This is a genomic window from uncultured Reyranella sp., assembly GCF_945957355.1.
In the GTDB taxonomy this organism is placed as follows: domain Bacteria; phylum Pseudomonadota; class Alphaproteobacteria; order Reyranellales; family Reyranellaceae; genus Reyranella.
On the sequence record NZ_CAMFKM010000005.1, the window covers coordinates 101,649 to 117,617 of the forward strand.

The 15,969-nt window shown below is 65.4% G+C and carries 17 protein-coding genes; 6 read left to right on the forward strand and 11 right to left on the reverse strand.

Going from position 1 to position 15,969, the window contains the following annotated elements; genetic code table 11:
- Positions 1-4: 4 nt before the first annotated feature.
- The 3 genes from Q0Q48_RS10205 to Q0Q48_RS10215 are packed head-to-tail and all read right to left on the reverse strand — an operon-like array spanning position 5 to position 2,690.
- Complete coding sequence (locus Q0Q48_RS10205) at positions 5-1,051, reverse strand: MBL fold metallo-hydrolase (protein WP_295137086.1); 1,047 nt, start codon at positions 1,049-1,051, stop codon at positions 5-7.
- Positions 1,052-1,068: 17 nt separating this feature from the next.
- Complete coding sequence (locus Q0Q48_RS10210) at positions 1,069-1,560, reverse strand: GNAT family N-acetyltransferase (RefSeq protein WP_295137617.1); 492 nt, start codon at positions 1,558-1,560, stop codon at positions 1,069-1,071.
- Positions 1,557-2,690 (reverse strand): alpha/beta hydrolase, encoded by a 1,134-nt coding sequence (locus tag Q0Q48_RS10215; protein ID WP_295137088.1) that lies wholly within the window; start codon positions 2,688-2,690, stop codon positions 1,557-1,559. Before Q0Q48_RS10215 ends, Q0Q48_RS10210 begins: the two co-directional genes overlap by 4 nt.
- A 70-nt stretch (positions 2,691-2,760) precedes the next feature.
- Here Q0Q48_RS10215 and Q0Q48_RS10220 point away from each other — a divergent pair, with 70 nt between their 5' ends.
- From Q0Q48_RS10220 to Q0Q48_RS10230, 3 genes are read left to right on the forward strand one after another with little or no spacing between them, the layout of a single operon-like run.
- Complete coding sequence (locus Q0Q48_RS10220; RefSeq protein WP_295137090.1) at positions 2,761-2,979, forward strand: hypothetical protein; 219 nt, start codon at positions 2,761-2,763, stop codon at positions 2,977-2,979.
- 32 nt (positions 2,980-3,011) lie between these two features.
- Positions 3,012-3,362 (forward strand): metalloregulator ArsR/SmtB family transcription factor, encoded by a 351-nt coding sequence (locus tag Q0Q48_RS10225; RefSeq protein WP_295137092.1) that lies wholly within the window; start codon positions 3,012-3,014, stop codon positions 3,360-3,362.
- On the forward strand, positions 3,359-3,901 hold the full coding sequence (locus Q0Q48_RS10230; protein ID WP_295137094.1) for an SRPBCC family protein: 543 nt from the start codon (positions 3,359-3,361) through the stop codon (positions 3,899-3,901). The genes Q0Q48_RS10225 and Q0Q48_RS10230 overlap by 4 nt, the downstream gene beginning before the upstream one ends.
- On the opposite strand, the gene Q0Q48_RS10235 is transcribed toward Q0Q48_RS10230, so the two are convergent.
- The 5 genes from Q0Q48_RS10235 to Q0Q48_RS10255 form a co-directional block, all read right to left on the reverse strand.
- A complete protein-coding gene (locus Q0Q48_RS10235; protein WP_295137096.1) occupies positions 3,902-4,285 on the reverse strand; it encodes a hypothetical protein in 384 nt (127 codons plus the stop codon).
- Between the two features lie 125 nt (positions 4,286-4,410).
- Entirely contained in the window at positions 4,411-5,577 is a 1,167-nt protein-coding gene (locus Q0Q48_RS10240; protein ID WP_295137098.1) for an acyl-CoA dehydrogenase family protein, read from the reverse strand.
- Between the two features lie 14 nt (positions 5,578-5,591).
- Positions 5,592-6,386: a 3-oxoadipate enol-lactonase gene (gene pcaD / locus Q0Q48_RS10245; RefSeq protein ID WP_295137100.1), complete on the reverse strand. Its 795-nt coding sequence runs from the start codon at positions 6,384-6,386 to the stop codon at positions 5,592-5,594.
- A 43-nt stretch (positions 6,387-6,429) separates the two neighbouring features.
- Complete coding sequence (locus tag Q0Q48_RS10250; protein WP_295137102.1) at positions 6,430-7,200, reverse strand: glucose 1-dehydrogenase; 771 nt, start codon at positions 7,198-7,200, stop codon at positions 6,430-6,432.
- On the reverse strand, positions 7,197-8,123 hold the full coding sequence (locus Q0Q48_RS10255) for a DMT family transporter (protein WP_295137104.1): 927 nt from the start codon (positions 8,121-8,123) through the stop codon (positions 7,197-7,199). Before Q0Q48_RS10255 ends, Q0Q48_RS10250 begins: the two co-directional genes overlap by 4 nt.
- A 121-nt stretch (positions 8,124-8,244) precedes the next feature.
- Here Q0Q48_RS10255 and Q0Q48_RS10260 point away from each other — a divergent pair, with 121 nt between their 5' ends.
- The gene (locus Q0Q48_RS10260) at positions 8,245-10,182 is read left to right on the forward strand and encodes a primary-amine oxidase (RefSeq protein WP_295137106.1); all 1,938 of its coding nucleotides are present in this window, start codon (positions 8,245-8,247) and stop codon (positions 10,180-10,182) included.
- Between the two features lie 25 nt (positions 10,183-10,207).
- Positions 10,208-10,819, forward strand: a complete 612-nt coding sequence (locus Q0Q48_RS10265; protein ID WP_295137108.1) for a VOC family protein — start codon at positions 10,208-10,210, stop codon at positions 10,817-10,819.
- Here the strand turns inward: Q0Q48_RS10265 and Q0Q48_RS10270 are convergent.
- From Q0Q48_RS10270 to oxlT, 3 genes are all read right to left on the reverse strand, one after another.
- A complete protein-coding gene (locus Q0Q48_RS10270) occupies positions 10,816-11,184 on the reverse strand; it encodes a DUF202 domain-containing protein (protein ID WP_295137619.1) in 369 nt (122 codons plus the stop codon). The genes Q0Q48_RS10265 and Q0Q48_RS10270 overlap by 4 nt on opposite strands.
- 218 nt (positions 11,185-11,402) lie before the next feature.
- On the reverse strand, positions 11,403-12,626 hold the full coding sequence (locus Q0Q48_RS10275) for an acyl-CoA dehydrogenase family protein (protein ID WP_295137110.1): 1,224 nt from the start codon (positions 12,624-12,626) through the stop codon (positions 11,403-11,405).
- Positions 12,627-12,722: 96 nt separating this feature from the next.
- Positions 12,723-14,003: an oxalate/formate MFS antiporter gene (gene oxlT / locus Q0Q48_RS10280; protein ID WP_295137111.1), complete on the reverse strand. Its 1,281-nt coding sequence runs from the start codon at positions 14,001-14,003 to the stop codon at positions 12,723-12,725.
- Between the two features lie 78 nt (positions 14,004-14,081).
- Here oxlT and Q0Q48_RS10285 point away from each other — a divergent pair, with 78 nt between their 5' ends.
- Complete coding sequence (locus tag Q0Q48_RS10285) at positions 14,082-15,944, forward strand: AMP-binding protein (RefSeq protein ID WP_295137112.1); 1,863 nt, start codon at positions 14,082-14,084, stop codon at positions 15,942-15,944.
- The last annotated feature ends 25 nt before the right edge of the window (positions 15,945-15,969 follow it).

The following is a 15,969-nucleotide window of genomic DNA, read 5'->3' on the forward strand; positions in this document are numbered from 1 at the left end:
TCCCTTACCAGGTCGGCTTGGTTTCGAATGTCGTCGGCGCCCTGGTGGCGCGAGCGGCCGGGGCCACCTTGGCGTCGAATGTGTAGGTCGTGCCGACGGCCGACTGGCTGACGCGATCGCCATAGGCGTTCGCCAGCGCATGCAAGGCGCGCCATCCGGTGCAGTGGCCGGTGATGAAGTGTCCGATGTCGAACGGGGCGAGGGCTTCGACCGTCTGCGGAATCAGGCGCTCCATCACGCCGCCGAGATGCAGGCCGCCCATCACCGCGTGGATCGGGATGTCGGGAAACAATCGCTTCGCCTCGGTGCAGACGTTGACGATGCCGGCATGCGAGCAGGCGCTGAACACGACCAGGCCGAGATCGCGCACGTTCACGATCAGCATGCGCTCGTCCATCAGGAACGGGTCGGGCCGCCATTCCTCCGAATTGTCCTTGCGGCAGAGATGGTCCTCGCGGCCCTTCTCGAAGGCGCTGACCCGGGGAATCTCGCCACTGTAGTAGAAGTGACCGTCGAGCAGGGCGCGCGCCTTGCCGTCGTTGACGACCCGCGCGCCCTGGGCCTCCATCTGTGCGGGCGTGGGGACGCGGGCGGCTGGAAAGATCGTACCGTCCTGCAGCAGCACGCCGCGCTCGTTGAACATGTCGGGATTGACGTTGATCGTCACACTGCCGCGACCGCGGCGGGCCGCGATGGCGTCGAGTGCCGCGGGGAGCGCTCCCATGTGATCCCAGTGGCCGTGGGTGACGGCGATCTCCTCGACCTCGCCGAGATCGATCGCCATGTTGCGGCAGTTGCGAATGAAGGCAGCTCCCTCCGTGCCGGTATCGAACAGCAGCGTGTGCTGCTTTGCTCCGACTTTCGTCTTGAGGCGCAGCCCGTAGCCGAGGTTCGCCACCAGCAGGGTCTCTCCCGAAATCTCCTTCGCCCCCGCCTTCAGGATGTTGGCCATCTCCGACACGGCGAAGGCGGGCTTGCTCGCATAGGTGTCGCTCATATTGTCGGTGATGACGTCGACGGTGAGCGAATCGACAGCGGCCAGATCGGACATGCGCGACGCCTCCTGTGTCAGGGTGCCGGCCCAAGGGGACGGACGAGATATCGGACGGTCTTTGCGCCGCCGTGAATGGCGGCGTGGCCGACCTCGACGAAGCCAAGGGCCGCATGAAACGCATCCGAGACCGGATTGGGCGGATCGGAATTGACCTCACAGACGACCCGCTCGTGGCCGGCGACGCGGGCCGCACGAAACAGGTCTTCGTACAGGCGGTTCGCCAGGCCGCGCTTGCGCATCGCCGCAGCGACGACGATGCGGTCGACATAGACGAAGCGTGGATAGCGTTCGCGGAACCAGAGGTAATTCGGACTGTCGTAGTCGGCGTCCTGGTCGAAGGCCAGGAGGAAGGCGGCGACGTTGCCGACGCGACGGGCGTAGAAGGCTTCCGCCAAAAGGTGGCGAAGCCTCGCGGCGTCGAGCCAGGACAGTTCGACGGCATGTTCGTTGTTGAGGGAGAGGAGGGTGGCCTCCTCGCCGGCTGAAACGCTGGCCAGATCGGTCAGGCTGTCGTCTCCTTCAGGAACTTGATGAGCAGGCGGCTCACTTCGGCGGCCTGCTCCTGCTGCACCCAGTGGCCGGCGCCTTCGACCATGTGGATCGCCTTCATGTTGGTGCAGGCGGTCTTCTGCATCTTCTCCAGCGCGCCCGGCGACTGGTAGTTGCCCCAGTCGCTCTTGCCCGAGATGAAGGTCGAAGGCTGGTCGATGGTGCGGCCGGTAAAGATCTCGAGCTCGGGCGTGACGCGCCCGCTGGTGCGGGCACGATACCAGTTGAGGCCGCCCTGGAAGCCGGTGCGCTCGTACTCCCCGGCATAGACCGCGAGCTCGTCGTCGGTGAGCCACCTGGCGGCCGCGATCTCCTCGGCCGTCGGCATCTGCTTGGCGACCGTCTCGGCCATGCCTTCGGCCAGGTCCATGATGTAGTAGGTCGGCATCTGCGCCAGTTCCTCGGCGGTCCAGCCCCTCAGCTCATAGGGCTTGTTCGCCTTCCAGTCGGCGCTCTTGTAGTGATAGTAGGCGCGCAGGAAATTGCGCAGGCCCTGCTTCGGGTGCCACTGTTCTTCATTGGCCTCACGCGTCGACTGGTACCACTGGTAATGCTTGCGCGGACGCGGTAGCGCGGCGTGGATGTCCGGTGCCTTCGCTGGGGCCGGCTTGCCGGCCGTGTCGAACGGGACTGCCGACGGGCCGGGGAACGGCGCGCTCATCAGCGCCATGCGCCTGAAGATGTCGGGCCGCGCCAGCGAGGCATACGAAGCGACCGACGAGCCGAAATCGTGCCCGACCGCGGCTTCGGCGGTGCGATGGCCGAGCGCGTAGAGCACGCCGATCGCGTCGCGCAGCAGATTGGTGAAGCGGAAGCCGATCTGGTCGGCATCGAAGTCGGCACTCCAGCCGGTCGTGCGGCCGTAACCGCGCAGGTCCGGCGCGATGGCGTGATAGCCGGCCTCGGCCAACGCGGGCAGCACCTTGCGCCAGCTGTAGGCGATCTCGGGGAAGCCGTGGAACAGCATCACGGCCGGTGCCTTCCTGTCGAAGCCGGCTTCGAGGAGGTGGATGTCGAGCCCGTTGATGCCGGGAAGGATGCGGGCGCGGACGCCAGCGGGGAGGACGGAGGTGGGAAGCGGTTGCATCCGATGACCCTACGCCGGCCTTGGCTAGAATGTCAGGCTTTTGGTCCGCACTGCGGCCACAGATGAATTCATGCAGCAGCAACAAATCTCGGGGATCACGTTGGATGTCGCCGATATCGGGCACTCCAAGCGGTTCTATATCGAGGGTTTCGGCTGGAAGCCGGTCTTCGAGGCCGAGGGGATCGTGTTCGATCGGATGAACGGGTTGATGCTGGGCACGTCGCTCGCCTCGGCGCTCGCCGAAGATTCGCGGCAGACCGGCACGACAGTATTTCAACCAGGTGGTTGAATGACGTCATGCGATCGGCTATCTTCAACCATATGGTTGAATTAAAAGCCGACGGACTCGATCGCGTCTTCCACGCCCTGGCCGATCCCACGCGCCGCGCGATGCTGCGCCGGCTTGCGGGCGGGGAGCATAGCGTCGGCGAGCTCGCCGAGCCGTTCGACATGTCCTTCGCCGCCGCCGCCAAGCACGTGAAGGTGCTGGAGGCGGCGGGCCTTCTGAAGCGCAGCATCGAGGGACGCACCCATCGCTGTCGCATCGAGGCCGGTCCGCTCGCCGAGGCCGACCGCTGGATCGCGTACTACCAGCGCTTCTGGACGGGGCGGCTCGATGCTCTCGAGACCGCCCTGCTCAAGCACGCCCGAAAGAAGAGGAGCCGCGCATGACCGTCCCGACCAAGAAGTACGGCCGCATCATTGCGCCGGCGGAAGTCCGTTTCGAGCGCCTGCTGCCCGGGCCGATCGAGACCGTCTGGGAATTCCTCGCGGATTCCGAGAAGCGTGGTGAATGGCTGGCCTCAGGCCCCATGGACCTGAAGGTCGGTGGCAAGGCCCGGTTCACTTTTCGTCACGCCGAACTCTCACCTCACAAGGCGCCTGCGCCTGCCAAGTACCAGGACATCGACGCCAAGCCTCCGACCAGCGAGCATGTTATCACGCGCGTCGAAGCGCCATACCTGCTGGCTTTCACCTGGCCGCCCGGCTCGGAAGTGACCTTCGAGCTAAAGGAACAAGGCTCTAAGGTGCTGCTCACGGTGACGCATCGCAGGCTGGCCGACCGCGGTGAAATGGTCATGGTGAGCGGCGGCTGGCACACGCATCTCGACATACTGGTCGAGCGGTCCCACGGACGAACGCCGCCCGCATTCTGGACGGCGTTCGGTGATATCGAAGCGGAATACGAGAGGCTCTATCCCAAGCCGTGACTACTGATGGGCGATGTCCTTGTCGTACTGCGGCTCGTCCGTGAAGACGAGCAGGCGACGCGCATGGGTCTCGCGTTCCATGCAGGACGTGTAGCCGGAGGTGGCTGGAGAGAGGCCGTATTCGAGGCAAGCGTCGCGCGCGTCGGCCGTGACCCTGGCCATCGTATAGGCTATCTCGGGCTTTCCCCATTCGAGGGCGCGCGTGGCCTGGGACAGGCAATATTCATAGCCCTCGGTCTTGGCGGTGATACCCTGCTCACGGCAAATCCGCTCAGCCTGACTCTGTGCCGAGGCCGGCGGTACCGGTGGGGCGAAGGCCACGATCCCCGCCATGAGGAACACGCTTCCCAGCGCCAAACCGGCGTGCAGCTGGTTGCGGGTCATTTTTCGACTCCGTCGAGTTGGTTGCGATCAGGTACTGGACAAACGTCCTGAATCGCCAAGGGGTTGCTGATACAAACGATACAATCGTCCGCGTTCGCCCCTTTTCCGCCTCAATCCGCAGACGATCAGTAGCTCTTGGGAAGTCCCAGTACGCGCTCGGCGACGTAGCAGAGGATGAGCTGCTCGCTGACGGGCGCGATGCGGGCGATCATGACCTCGCGCAGGAAGCGCTCGACATGGAATTCCTTGGCGTAGCCGTAGCCGCCATGGGTGAGGATTGCGCGCTCGCAGACGTCATAAGCGGAGCGGGCACCCAGATACTTGGCCGAATTGGCCTCGGCACCGCACTCCTTGCCGTTGTCGTACAGCCAGGCCGCCTTGAAGGCGAGCAGGTTGGCCGCTTCGAGCTGCATCCAGCTCTCGGCCAGCGGGTGCTGGATCGCCTGGTTCTTGCCGATCGGACGACCGAAAACGACCCTCTCCTTGGCGTACTGCGTCGCCCGCGCGAGGGCCGCCTTGCCGATGCCGATCGCCTCGGCGGCGATCAGGATGCGCTCGGGATTGAGTCCGTGCAGCAGGTAATGGAAGCCCTTGCCCTCTTCGCCGATGCGGTCCTCGAGCGGCACCTTCAGCCCGTCGATGAAGACCTGGTTGGTGTCGATGGCCTTGCGGCCCATCTTCTCGATCTCGCGCACCTCGATCTTGCTGCGGTCGAAGTCGGTGTAGAACAGCGACAGCCCGTCGGTCGGGCGCTTGCACTTCTCCTTCGGCGTGGTGCGGGCGATCAGCAGCATCTTGTCGGCGACCTGCGCCGTCGTGGTCCAGGTCTTCTTGCCATGGACGACATAGCCGTTGCCATCGCGCTCGGCCTTGGTCTCGAGCGCCGTGGTGTTGAGGCCGGCATCGGGCTCGGTGACGGCGAAGCAGCCCTTCACCTTGCCCTTGATGATGTCAGGCAGGATGCGTTTCTTCTGCTCTTCCGTGCCGAACACCACGATCGGGTTGGGGCCGAACACGTTGAGATGGATCGCCGACGCGCCCTGCAGCGCCGCGCCTGATTCGGCCACTGCCTGCATCATGATCGAGGCTTCTGTGATGCCGAGGCCCGAGCCGCCGAATTCCTCCGGCATGGCGATGCCCAGCCATCCGGCATCGGCCATCGCCCGGTAGAAATCCTCCGGGAAGCCGCCCTCCTTGTCCTTCTTCAGCCAGTACTTTTCGTCGAACCCGGCGCACAGCTTCGCGACACTGTCCTTGATGGCGAGCTGGTCTTCGGAGAAGGCGAAATCCATTTACATCACTCCTGTCAGCGGTTCAGGCCGAGCCAGCTCATCATGAGTCGGTTGAACGGCTCGGGCCGCTCGACGTTGGGCAGGTGGCGCGCCTTAGCGATGTCCTCGTAGCGCGCGCCGGGGATCTTCGAGGCGATCAGCTTGTTGCGATCGGGTGGCGTCGCCGGATCGTCGTCGCCACAGATCACCAAGGTCGGGACCTTGATGGTGGGCAGCCGGTCGAGATAGTCGAAATTCTGGATGGCGGCGGCGCAGCCCAGGAAGCCCGCATCCGACGTGCCGCAGATCGTCGAATGGATCTCCTTCCAGCGTGCCGGATTGGCTTCCTTGAACTCAGGCGTGAACCATCGCTCCATGTTGCCGTCTGCCAACGCCTTGACGCCGCCCTTGCGCACCGCCGCCTTGCGCTGGTCCCACAGGCCTGCCGAATCGTCGGGCGAGGAGGGGTGGGTGTCGCACAGGGTCAGCGATTGCAGGCGCTCGGGGTAGCTGAGTGCAAAGCCCTGGCCGATCATGCCGCCAATCGACAGGCCGATGTAGTGGACCTTCCAGATCCCCAGAACGTCGAGCGCGCCTTTCACGTCGCCGGCGAGCTGGTCCATCGTGTAGTCGCCTTCGACCGGCTGGCTGCCGCCATGGCCGCGCATGTCGAGCCGAAGCACGCGATAGCCTGCGGCCAGCAGCGGCACGAGCTGCTCGTTCCACATGCCGCCATCGGCCGCCAGCGAATGGGTGAAGCAGACCGTCGGCGCGTTCTGCGGCCCGGCCAGGTCGAAATAGATCTTACGTCCGTCGAGATTGAGAAGCATGAGAGATCCTTCGCTTCGCTCAGGATGATGGGCGAAGCGCCCATCACATCGCCGAGATGCCGCCGTCGATGATCACTTCCGAGCCGGTCATGAAGCTCGATTCGTCGGAGGCGAGGAAAACCAGCGCCCAGCCCACTTCCTCGGGCCGGCCGAGGCGCCCGATCGGCACCTGCTTGCCGAGCTTCTGCTGCATCAGGTCCTGGCCGAAGCGGTCGCGATACTTGTCGAGGATCGGCGTGTCGATGAAGGTCGGGTGCACCGAATTGCAGCGGATGTTGTAGCCCGACTTGGCGCAGTGCAGCGCCACCGACTTCGAAAGCAGCCGAACGCCGGCCTTGGCCGAATTGTAGGCCGCCATATTGGCCCCGGCGATGATGCCGGAGATCGACGAAATGTTGATCACCGAGCCGCCGAGGCGGGCCGTGTGCTTCTTGATCTCGGCGACGCCGTGCTTGCAACCCAGGAACACGCCGTCGAGGTCGATCGCGTGGACCTTGCGCCATTCCTCGAGCGTGATGTCCTCGACCGTCTTGCTCAGGCCGATGCCGGCAGAGTTCAGCAGAACGTGCAGGGCGCCGAATTTGTCGACGGTTTCCTGGATCGCGGCCTTCCAGTTGTCCTCGCTCGTCACGTCGAGCTTCACGAAATGCCCCGACGAGCCCAGCCGGTCGGCGACCGCCTTGCCGCGGTCGGCGGCGACATCGGCCACGACGACCTTGGCGCCTTCCCTGGCCATCAGTTCGGCGGCATTGGCGCCGAGGCCCGAGGCGCCGCCGGTGATGAGCGCAACCTTGCCGGCCAGACGATCCGTCATTTCTTCTTTCCTCCCGCGGCGGCCCCCGCTTTTGCCTCGCGGTGGGCGATGTAGGTCGTGGAGGCCACGATGATGGCGGCGCCCACGAAGGTCCAGATGTCCGAGGTCTTGCCCCAGACCGCCACGTCCATCAAGGCGGCCCAGACGATACCGAGGAAGATGATCGACTGCAGGGCGGAAATGTCGAGCAGGCGATAGGCCCAGGTGATGAAGAAGTAGCCCATCGTCCCGAAGAAGCCGGCGGCCAGGAACAGCAGCAGCTGGTCGAGGGTCGGCGTCTGCCAGAACCACAGGCCGAGCGGCGTGAAGCAGATGGCGCCGATCACGCTCTGCCACAACACCACGACGGCGGGCTTGTCGCGGCCCGACACGACCTTGGCCACGAGGTTGGAACCGGCGATGAGGGGCACGGCGCAGAGCATCATGATGATGCCCGGGTTCACCGTGACGAGGCCAGGTCGCACGATGATCAGCATGCCGGCGAAACCGATGCCGACCGCCATCCAGCGCCGCCAGTGCACGGTCTCCCGCAGGAAGATGACGGCGCCCAGGGTGACGAAGATCGGGCCGGTGAAGCCCAGCGCCGCCATGGTGGCGAGCGGCAGCCAGACCACGGCCTCGTACCACAGCGCATAGCCCGACGTATGGAAGAGCCCGCGGAAGCAGTGGAGCTTCAGGTCCTGGGTCTTCATTCCGGCGAGCCCGGCGCGCCAGAAGAGATAGGGCGCGATCAGCGCGACGCCGGCCACCCAGCGGCCCCAGGCCACGTAGAGCGGCGGCATCTCGCTCGCCAGTTCCTTCACCGAGGCATTGAGGAAGTTGAAGAAGATGCCTGACAGCACGGCCAGGAAGAAGCCGCGGGCCGTGCGCGACGGGATCAGGCGCGACAGGCTGTCGGTCGTGTCGATGGCGGGAACGGACATGCGTCGGCAGAGGAAGCCGATACGGGATCGGGGTCAAGGCACTGCTTTTGCAGGTCGGGCCCGAGGGCTGAGTCTTGCGCTCCGCAATCGTCACCGTGACAATACCTTCGAGAGGAAGACCATGCCCGATGCCATCGCCGAGACTGTGAAGCACGCGGCCCCCGGCCATCCGCTCGATCCCCTGGCCCCCGACGAGATACGCCGAGCGTCGGCAGCCGTGCGGGCGGCACACGATCTCGGGCCGGGCATGATGTTCGAAACGGTGAGCCTGCGCGAACCCGACAAGAGCGTCGTGAAGGACTTCAGGGCAGGTTCGCCGTTTCCGCGCGAGGCGTTCGTTTGCGCGTTCGACCGTACCAACGGGCAGGTGTGGGAGGCCCGGGTAGACCTCGTTGCCGACAAGGTCGTCGACTGGCGGCACGTTCCCGGCGTCCGGCCGCGCATCCTGGTCGACGACATAACGCTTGTCGGAGAGGTCGCACGGGCCGATCCGCGCTTCCGCGAGGCCCTGGCCCGGCGCGGCATCACGGACATCGAGAACGTCCAGGTGGACCCCTGGTCGGCCGGCAACTACGGGCTGCCGGACGAGGAGGGCCGGCGGCTCTCGCATACGTTCTGCTGGTACCGCAGCGAGAAGAACGACAACGGCTATGCCCACCCCATCGAGGGGCTCTGTGCCGTCGTCGATCTCGACCGCGCCGAGGTACTGCGTGTCGACGACTATGGCGTGGCCGACGTCCCGCGGCTCGATCGCAACTATGCCGCCCGCTATCGCAGCGTCTTTCGCCACGACGTGAAGCCGCTGGAGATCGTCCAGCCGGAGGGGCCGAGCTTCGTCGTCGAGGGCAACGAGGTTCGCTGGCAGAAATGGCGCTTCCGCGTCGGCTTCAACGCCCGCGAAGGGTTGGTGCTGCACGCGATCAGCTACGAGGACGAAGGACGGCTGCGGTCGGTGCTGCATCGGGCCGCGTTGTCCGAGATGGTCGTGCCCTACGGACATCCCGGCGGCGGGCACTTTCGCAAGAACGCCTTCGATGTCGGCGAGTATGGCATCGGCGTGCTGGCCAATTCCCTGACGCTGGGCTGCGACTGTCTCGGCGCCATCCGCTACTTCGACGCGTGGCTGGCCGACAGCAAGGGCGATCCCTACTGCATCGAGAGCGCGGTGTGCCTTCACGAGGAGGATTTCGGCATCCTGTGGAAGCATACCGACCTGTTTACGGGCGAGGTCGACGTGAGGCGCGCCCGACGGCTGGTCGTGTCGTCGATCTCGACCATCGGCAACTACGAGTACGGCTCGTTCTGGTATTTCCATCAGGACGGCTCGATCCACTTCGAAATGAAGGCGACCGGGATCATGAACACCGCCGGCCTGCGGCCCGGCGAGGCGCCGGACTATGGGACGATCGTGTCGCCGGGCGTCTATGCCCACTACCATCAGCACGTCTTCAACATGCGCCTCGACGTGGCGGTCGACGGCGAGCGCAACCGCGTCGTCGAGGTCGACACGGTGGCGCTGCCGATGGATGCCGACAACCCGTACGGTAACGCCTTCACCACGCGCCAGACGGTCCTCGAAACCGAGCAAGGCGCGCAGCGCAATGTCGACTTCAACGCCGCCCGGTTCTGGAAGATCGAGAGTGCGGAGGCCCGCAACCGGCTAGGGCAGCCCACCGCCTATAAGTTGCTGCCGTTGAGCCCGGTCCCCACCTTCTCTCATCCCCAGTCGATGGTCTCCCGGCGTGCGGCCTTCATGACCAGGCAACTCTGGGTCACCGCCTTCCATCCCGACGAGATCTACGCGGCTGGCCGCTACCCCAATCAGAGCAGCGGCGGCGACGGATTGCCGGCCTGGACGGCCTCGGACCGCGGCCTGGTCGATACCGATATCGTGGTCTGGCACAGCTTTGGCCTGCACCACATTCCTCGCCCCGAGGATTTCCCGGTCCAGCCCGTGATCACCGCGGGATTCGCGCTTCACCCCAGCGGCTTCTTCACGGAAAATCCGGCTCTCGATATTCCACCTTCCGTCAGCAGCATGAGCTGCTGCGTCGACTGACGCACCCTCGACCGAGGAGATTGCCATGGACACCCTTATCGACACCGCATCGCGCCGCCAGAGCCTGTCGGACCAGCCGGCCACACCCATCCTCTTCGCGCACTTCGTGCTGCGCTCCTCGAACGTGCAGCCGATGATCGACTGGTATTCGGCAGTGCTGAACATGCGGGTGGTCCAGCGCACCGACTACATTTGCTTCCTGACCTATGACGACGAGCATCACCGGCTGGGCATCGTGAACCTCGCGGGTTTGAAGGCGCCCGATGCGAAGACGTCGGGCCTGGCGCATGTCGCCTACACCTTTGCCGACATCGGCGCGCTGCTCTCGACCTATCGCCGCGTGAAGGCCCTGGGTATCGAGCCGGCGCGCTGCATCCATCACGGCCCGACCGTGTCGATCTACTATCGCGATCCCGACGGCAACGGCGTCGAGCTGCAAGTCGACCGTTACGCGACGAAGGAGGCGACGGCGGCCTATTTCCAGACCGAGGCGTTCCGGAAGAATCCGATCGGCGTCGCCTTCGATCCCGAAGCGCTGGTGAAAGCCTACGAGGCCGGCGCCCCGGAGAGTGAGCTGCTGGACATGCCCGACGGTCCGCCCGCCCCGCCGCAATCGGCGCCGGCCAAGGGCGCTTAAAAGAGCCAGATCAGCGTCGAGCCGCCGATCAGGCCGATGGCGATGGCCGTGCCGACCATGACCTTTATGGATGGACGATAGGACTCGTCGTCGATCGTCCTGCCGACATGGAGGTAATGCCAGGTCGAGCCGACCAGCATGACGATGCCCAGGATCACCAGGCCAATGCCGAGCTTCTCGACGTGGCGGTTGGCGAGATCGCGCACGGTCGGCACCACCTGGTGCATCTCCATCAGGAAGAGGGCGAAACGGTTGATGGCGACGCCCAGCGTCATGACCGCGATCGCCGTCCTGATCCACGCGAGGAACGTGCGTTCGTTGGCGAGATGATCGGTGACGTGCGGGTTCCTCTTCGGACTGTCCAGGTTTCGCCTCCCGCATTTGGCGCCAGCTCAAAGGTCCTTCGCTGCGCTCCAGGGCGGGGGTTACCCCACCCACGCTGACAGCTTTTTCTTGATCGGCGCACTGCGTCAATCACAACAATAGTCTCATCCCGGGCGTGGCGAAGGATCTTTCGCTCTTCCCCCAAAGAAAAAGGCGCGACCCGTGAGGATCGCGCCTGCTTCCGTCCCGGCTAAGAGACTCAGTTGTACTTGGCGATCTCGAGGCGGCCGACCTGGTCGCGATGGACCTCGTCCGGACCGTCGGCCAGGCGCAGGGTGCGCTGGTGGGCGTACATGCTGGCAAGCTTGAACACCTGGCTGACGCCGCCGGCGCCGTGGAGCTGCAGGCAGCGGTCGACGACCTTCGAGGTGATGTTCGGCACGGCCACCTTGATCATCGCGATCTGCTGGCGGGCTTCCTTGTTGCCGAACTTGTCCATGGCCCAGGCGGCCTTGAGGACCAGCAGGCGGGCCATGTCGATTTCCATGCGCATGTCGGCGACATGGGCCTTGGTGACGCCCATCTCGGAAATGCGCTGGCCGAAGGCGACGCGGCTCTTGGCCCGCTTGATCGCCATTTCGAGCGCCCGCTCGGCGACGCCGATGGCGCGCATGCAGTGATGGATGCGGCCCGGTCCGAGGCGGCCCTGGGCGATCTCGAAGCCGCGGCCCTCGCCGAGGAGGATGGCCGACTTCGGCACGCGCACGTTGTCGTAGACCACTTCGGCATGGCCGTGCGGGGCGTCGTCATAGCCGAACACGTGCAGCATCTTCACGATCTTGATGCCGGGCGTGTCGCGCGGCACGACGATCATCGACTGCTGGCGATAGGCCGGCGCGCTGGGATCGCTCTTGCCCATGAGAATGATGACCTTGCAGCGCGGGTCGCCCATGCCCGACGACCACCACTTGCGGCCGTTGATGACATAGTCGTTGCCGTCGGACTCGATGCGGCACTCGACGTTGCGCGCGTCGGACGAGGCGACCGCGGGCTCGGTCATGGCGAAGCAGGAGCGGATCTCGCCGTTCAGCAGCGGCTTCAGCCACTTCTCCTTGTGCTCCGCCGTGCCGTAGCGGGCGAACACTTCCATGTTGCCTGTGTCCGGCGCCGAGCAGTTGACCGCTTCGGAGGCGATCGACGACCGGCCGAGCACCTCGCAGATCGGGGCGTAGTCGAGGTTGCTGAGGCCCATCGTGCCGTGCGTGTCGCCGCTCTCGCGGTCGGCCGGGAGGAACATGTTCCACAGGCCGCGCTTTTTCGCCTCGGCCTTGCACTCCTCGATGACCGGCGGAAGCTGCCAGCGATCCTTGGCCTTCTCCATCTGCTCTTCGTAGACGGGCTCGGCCGGATAGATGACCTCGTCCATGAATTTGTTGAGTTTCTCGAGCAGCGCCTTGCTGCGATCCGAGTATTCGAAGTCCATCACTCTCTCCCTTTGTGCTGCGGCGGACTCTGGCCGAAAACCGCTACAATGTGAACGGGCATTCAGGTCGCATGCCGGTTTCGACTTGCGGTCGAGCTAGGCTTCCCCGGCGGGGGCCCTCGACGGCACCCGCAGCGGCTTGAGGACGGCCAGGGCGAGGAAGGCGGCGAGCAGGTTGAACAGCGCTGCAGCCAGGAAGACGTCGTGCCAGCTTCCGGTCTCGACGACCCAGAAGCTCGCCAGCGGGATCAGCAGCGAGGCCACGCCCTTGGCGGTGTAGAGAAGGGCGGCGTTGGTGGTAGCGTACTTCGTGCCGAACGCGTCGGTGCAGATGGTGGGAAAAAGGCTGGCCGTCTCGCCCCAGGCAAAGAAGGCGAGGCCGCCCAGGATCACGAACAGCAGCGGATCCTGGCCATAGATCCAGAGTGCCCAGATGCCGGCGCCCTCCAGGAGGAAGGCGACGAACAGGGTGTTCTCGCGACCGATATGGTCGGATACCCAGCCGCACAGGGGCCGGGTCACGCCGTTCATGACGCGGTCGAGCGTGATGGCGAAGGTGAGCGCCGGCAACGTCAGGCCGAGCAGGCTGACCGGCACGTCGGCGACCTTGAAGTCGCGTGCGATGGGCGCGATCTGCGCCGTCGCCATGAGGCCACCCGAGTAGACCAGGATGAACATGAAGTAGAGCAGCCAGAAGATCCTGGACCGCAGCATCTCGGTCGGTGCGAAGTCGCGGGGCGTCTGGAGGAGGCGCGCGGCCGGCGCCGCCGCCTGCCCATGCGGCGGCGCGCGCAGTGCCCAGGCCGTGACCAGCACGATCAGGCCCTGGACCAGGCCGAACCAGAGGAAGGCCGCCTCGTAGCCGCGTGCGGCGATAACGTCCTGGATCGGGATGATGCTGAGCGCCGAGCCCGCGCCGAATCCCGCGACCGTGAACCCGACCGCGAGGCCGCGGCGGTCGGGAAACCAGCGGACCGCATTGCCGACGCAGGTCCCGTAGACCGCCCCGGCGCCGATTCCGCCCAGCGCCGCGGCGACGTAGAGCAGGAACAGCGAATCGGCCACCGAGTTCAGGGACCAGGCCGTTGCCACCAGCACGCCGCCGGCCGCCACGACGTATTTCGGGCCGAACCGGTCGACGACCCAGCCTTCGAATGGCACCAGCCAGGTCTCAGCGATGATGAAGATGGCGAAGGCGGTCTGGATGCTGGAAAGGCTCCAGCCGTACTTGTCGTGGAGCGGATGGACGAACAGCGTCCAGCCATATTGCAGGTTGGCGACCGCGACCATGCAGAGAAGGCCGGCGCACAATTGCAGCCAGCGGCCTGCAGTCGGTGCTGGCACCGAGTCTGGCACCGACGAATTGCCGAGCGACACTCGCTAAACGCTCCCTTGCCCTGCGATGGTTCCCGTCCCTAAATCGCGTCAACAGGACAAGCGCCGGGGAGAACGTCGTTGGACAGTGTAATGCAGGTTCCGTTCAAGCCTATCGAATTCCTCAGTCGTGACATCAAGGTCGAGCGCCGTCCCGACGGAACCGTGGTGCTGCAGTCGAATCATCCCCTGCAACCCTATGCGCGCCACGTGCCGGCGCTCCTCGCCAAGTGGGCCGCCGAGGTGCCGGATCGCCTGTGGCTGGCGCAGCGCCGCGGCCCGGCGCGCGACTGGCTGAAGGTCACCTACGGCGAGGCCAGGAAGCAGGTCGATTCGGTGACGCAGGCGCTGCTCGACCGCGGCTTCGGCCCCGACAGGCCGGTGATGATCCTGTCCTCGAACTCGATCGAATTCGCCCTGCTGACCATGGCGGCCATGCAGGCCCGCGCCCCGGTCGCGCCGGTATCGCCAGCCTATTCGGTCATGAGCCAGGACCACGCCAAGTTGAAATACGTCTTCGACCTGATCAAGCCCGGCCTGGTCTTCGTGCAGAATGGCGAGATCTATGCACGCGCCCTGGCGGCGCTCGATCTGGAGGGCGTGCTACTGGTCCATGTCGACAAGGCACCGCCCGGAATGCAGTCGCTGCCGTGGAATGAGCTTGTGGCCACAAAGGCCACCGGCGCAGTGGCCAAGTCCATCGAGGCGATCGAGCCGAAGACTATTGGGAAATTCCTGTTCACCTCCGGCAGCACCGGGATCCCGAAGGCGGTGATCAATACGCAGGAGATGATGTGCGCCAACGTCGCCATGATGAGCATGGCGCGCGTGCGCAAGGCGACTGACGCGGCGCCGGTCATGCTCGACTGGCTGCCGTGGAACCACACGATGGGTGGCAACGCGACCTTCCAGGGAAACCTGAACGAGGGCGGCACGACCTGGATCGACGACGGCAAGCCGCTGCCCGGCCTGTTCGAGGAGACGCTGCGCAATCTGCGCGAGGTCTCGCCGACGTCGTTCTCGAACGTGCCGGCGGGTTACGCGATGCTCGCCACGGCGCTGGAGAAGGACGAGAGCCTCGCCCGGCGGTTCTTCGCCAATATCAGCGTACTGTCCTATGGCGGTGCCGCCCTGCCGGACGATCTCTACGAACGCATGGAGGCGCTGGCGGTTAAGCACACCGGCTACCGCATTCCCTTCGTCACCGGCTGGGGATCGACCGAGACCGCGCCGACGGCGACCAGCGTGCACTGGGCCTCCGAGCGCGTCGGTCTGATCGGCCTGCCCTATCCCGGTGTGCAGCTCAAGATGGCGCCCACGCCGGCGGCGGGCCGCTACGAGCTGCGGCTGAAGAGCGTGATCGTGACGCCGGGCTACTACAAGCAACCCGATCTCACGGCCCAGATGTTCGACGAGGAGGGCTTCTACAGGATTGGCGATGCCGGCCGCTTCGTCGATCCCGAGGATCCGAGCCAGGGGATCATCTTCGATGGCCGCGTCGTGGAGGATTTCAAGCTGACCAGCGGCACCTTCGTGCTGGTCGGCACCCTGCGCACGACCGCCATCGCCGCCGCCTCGCCCGTGCTGCAGGACGCCGTGGTCTGCGGCCAGGACCGCGAATATGTCGGCCTGCTGGGTTTCCCCAACGTCGCCGCCTGCCGCCAGCTCGCGGGCGACAGCGGCGCGCAGCTGCCGTTGCCCGAACTCCTGGCGCACCCCGCCGTCGTCGGCACGCTCAAGGAAGGCCTCGCGAAAATGAACGCCGAAGGCCGCGGCTCGTCGATGAGAGTGAGGCGCGTCCTGCTGATGACCGAGCCGCCGCAGGTCGACGCCCAGGAGATCACCGACAAGGGCTACATCAACCAGCGCGCCACGCTGGACCGCCGCAAGGCGCTGGTCGACAAGCTCTATGCCGGAGGCGAGGGCGTCATCGAGGTGGCTTAGTCCGTGCATCGGTCGTTGGACAGGA

Coding starts and splice junctions, on each gene's coding strand:
- Q0Q48_RS10205 (WP_295137086.1), bottom strand. CDS start 1,051: ATGTCCGATCTGGCCGCTGTCGATTCGCTCACCGTCGACGTCATCACC.
- Q0Q48_RS10215 (WP_295137088.1), bottom strand. CDS start 2,690: ATGCAACCGCTTCCCACCTCCGTCCTCCCCGCTGGCGTCCGCGCCCGC.
- Q0Q48_RS10220 (WP_295137090.1), top strand. CDS start 2,761: ATGCAGCAGCAACAAATCTCGGGGATCACGTTGGATGTCGCCGATATC.
- Q0Q48_RS10225 (WP_295137092.1), top strand. CDS start 3,012: ATGGTTGAATTAAAAGCCGACGGACTCGATCGCGTCTTCCACGCCCTG.
- Q0Q48_RS10230 (WP_295137094.1), top strand. CDS start 3,359: ATGACCGTCCCGACCAAGAAGTACGGCCGCATCATTGCGCCGGCGGAA.
- Q0Q48_RS10235 (WP_295137096.1), bottom strand. CDS start 4,285: ATGACCCGCAACCAGCTGCACGCCGGTTTGGCGCTGGGAAGCGTGTTC.
- Q0Q48_RS10240 (WP_295137098.1), bottom strand. CDS start 5,577: ATGGATTTCGCCTTCTCCGAAGACCAGCTCGCCATCAAGGACAGTGTC.
- pcaD (WP_295137100.1), bottom strand. CDS start 6,386: ATGCTTCTCAATCTCGACGGACGTAAGATCTATTTCGACCTGGCCGGG.
- Q0Q48_RS10250 (WP_295137102.1), bottom strand. CDS start 7,200: ATGACGGATCGTCTGGCCGGCAAGGTTGCGCTCATCACCGGCGGCGCC.
- Q0Q48_RS10255 (WP_295137104.1), bottom strand. CDS start 8,123: ATGTCCGTTCCCGCCATCGACACGACCGACAGCCTGTCGCGCCTGATC.
- Q0Q48_RS10260 (WP_295137106.1), top strand. CDS start 8,245: ATGCCCGATGCCATCGCCGAGACTGTGAAGCACGCGGCCCCCGGCCAT.
- Q0Q48_RS10265 (WP_295137108.1), top strand. CDS start 10,208: ATGGACACCCTTATCGACACCGCATCGCGCCGCCAGAGCCTGTCGGAC.
- Q0Q48_RS10275 (WP_295137110.1), bottom strand. CDS start 12,626: ATGGACTTCGAATACTCGGATCGCAGCAAGGCGCTGCTCGAGAAACTC.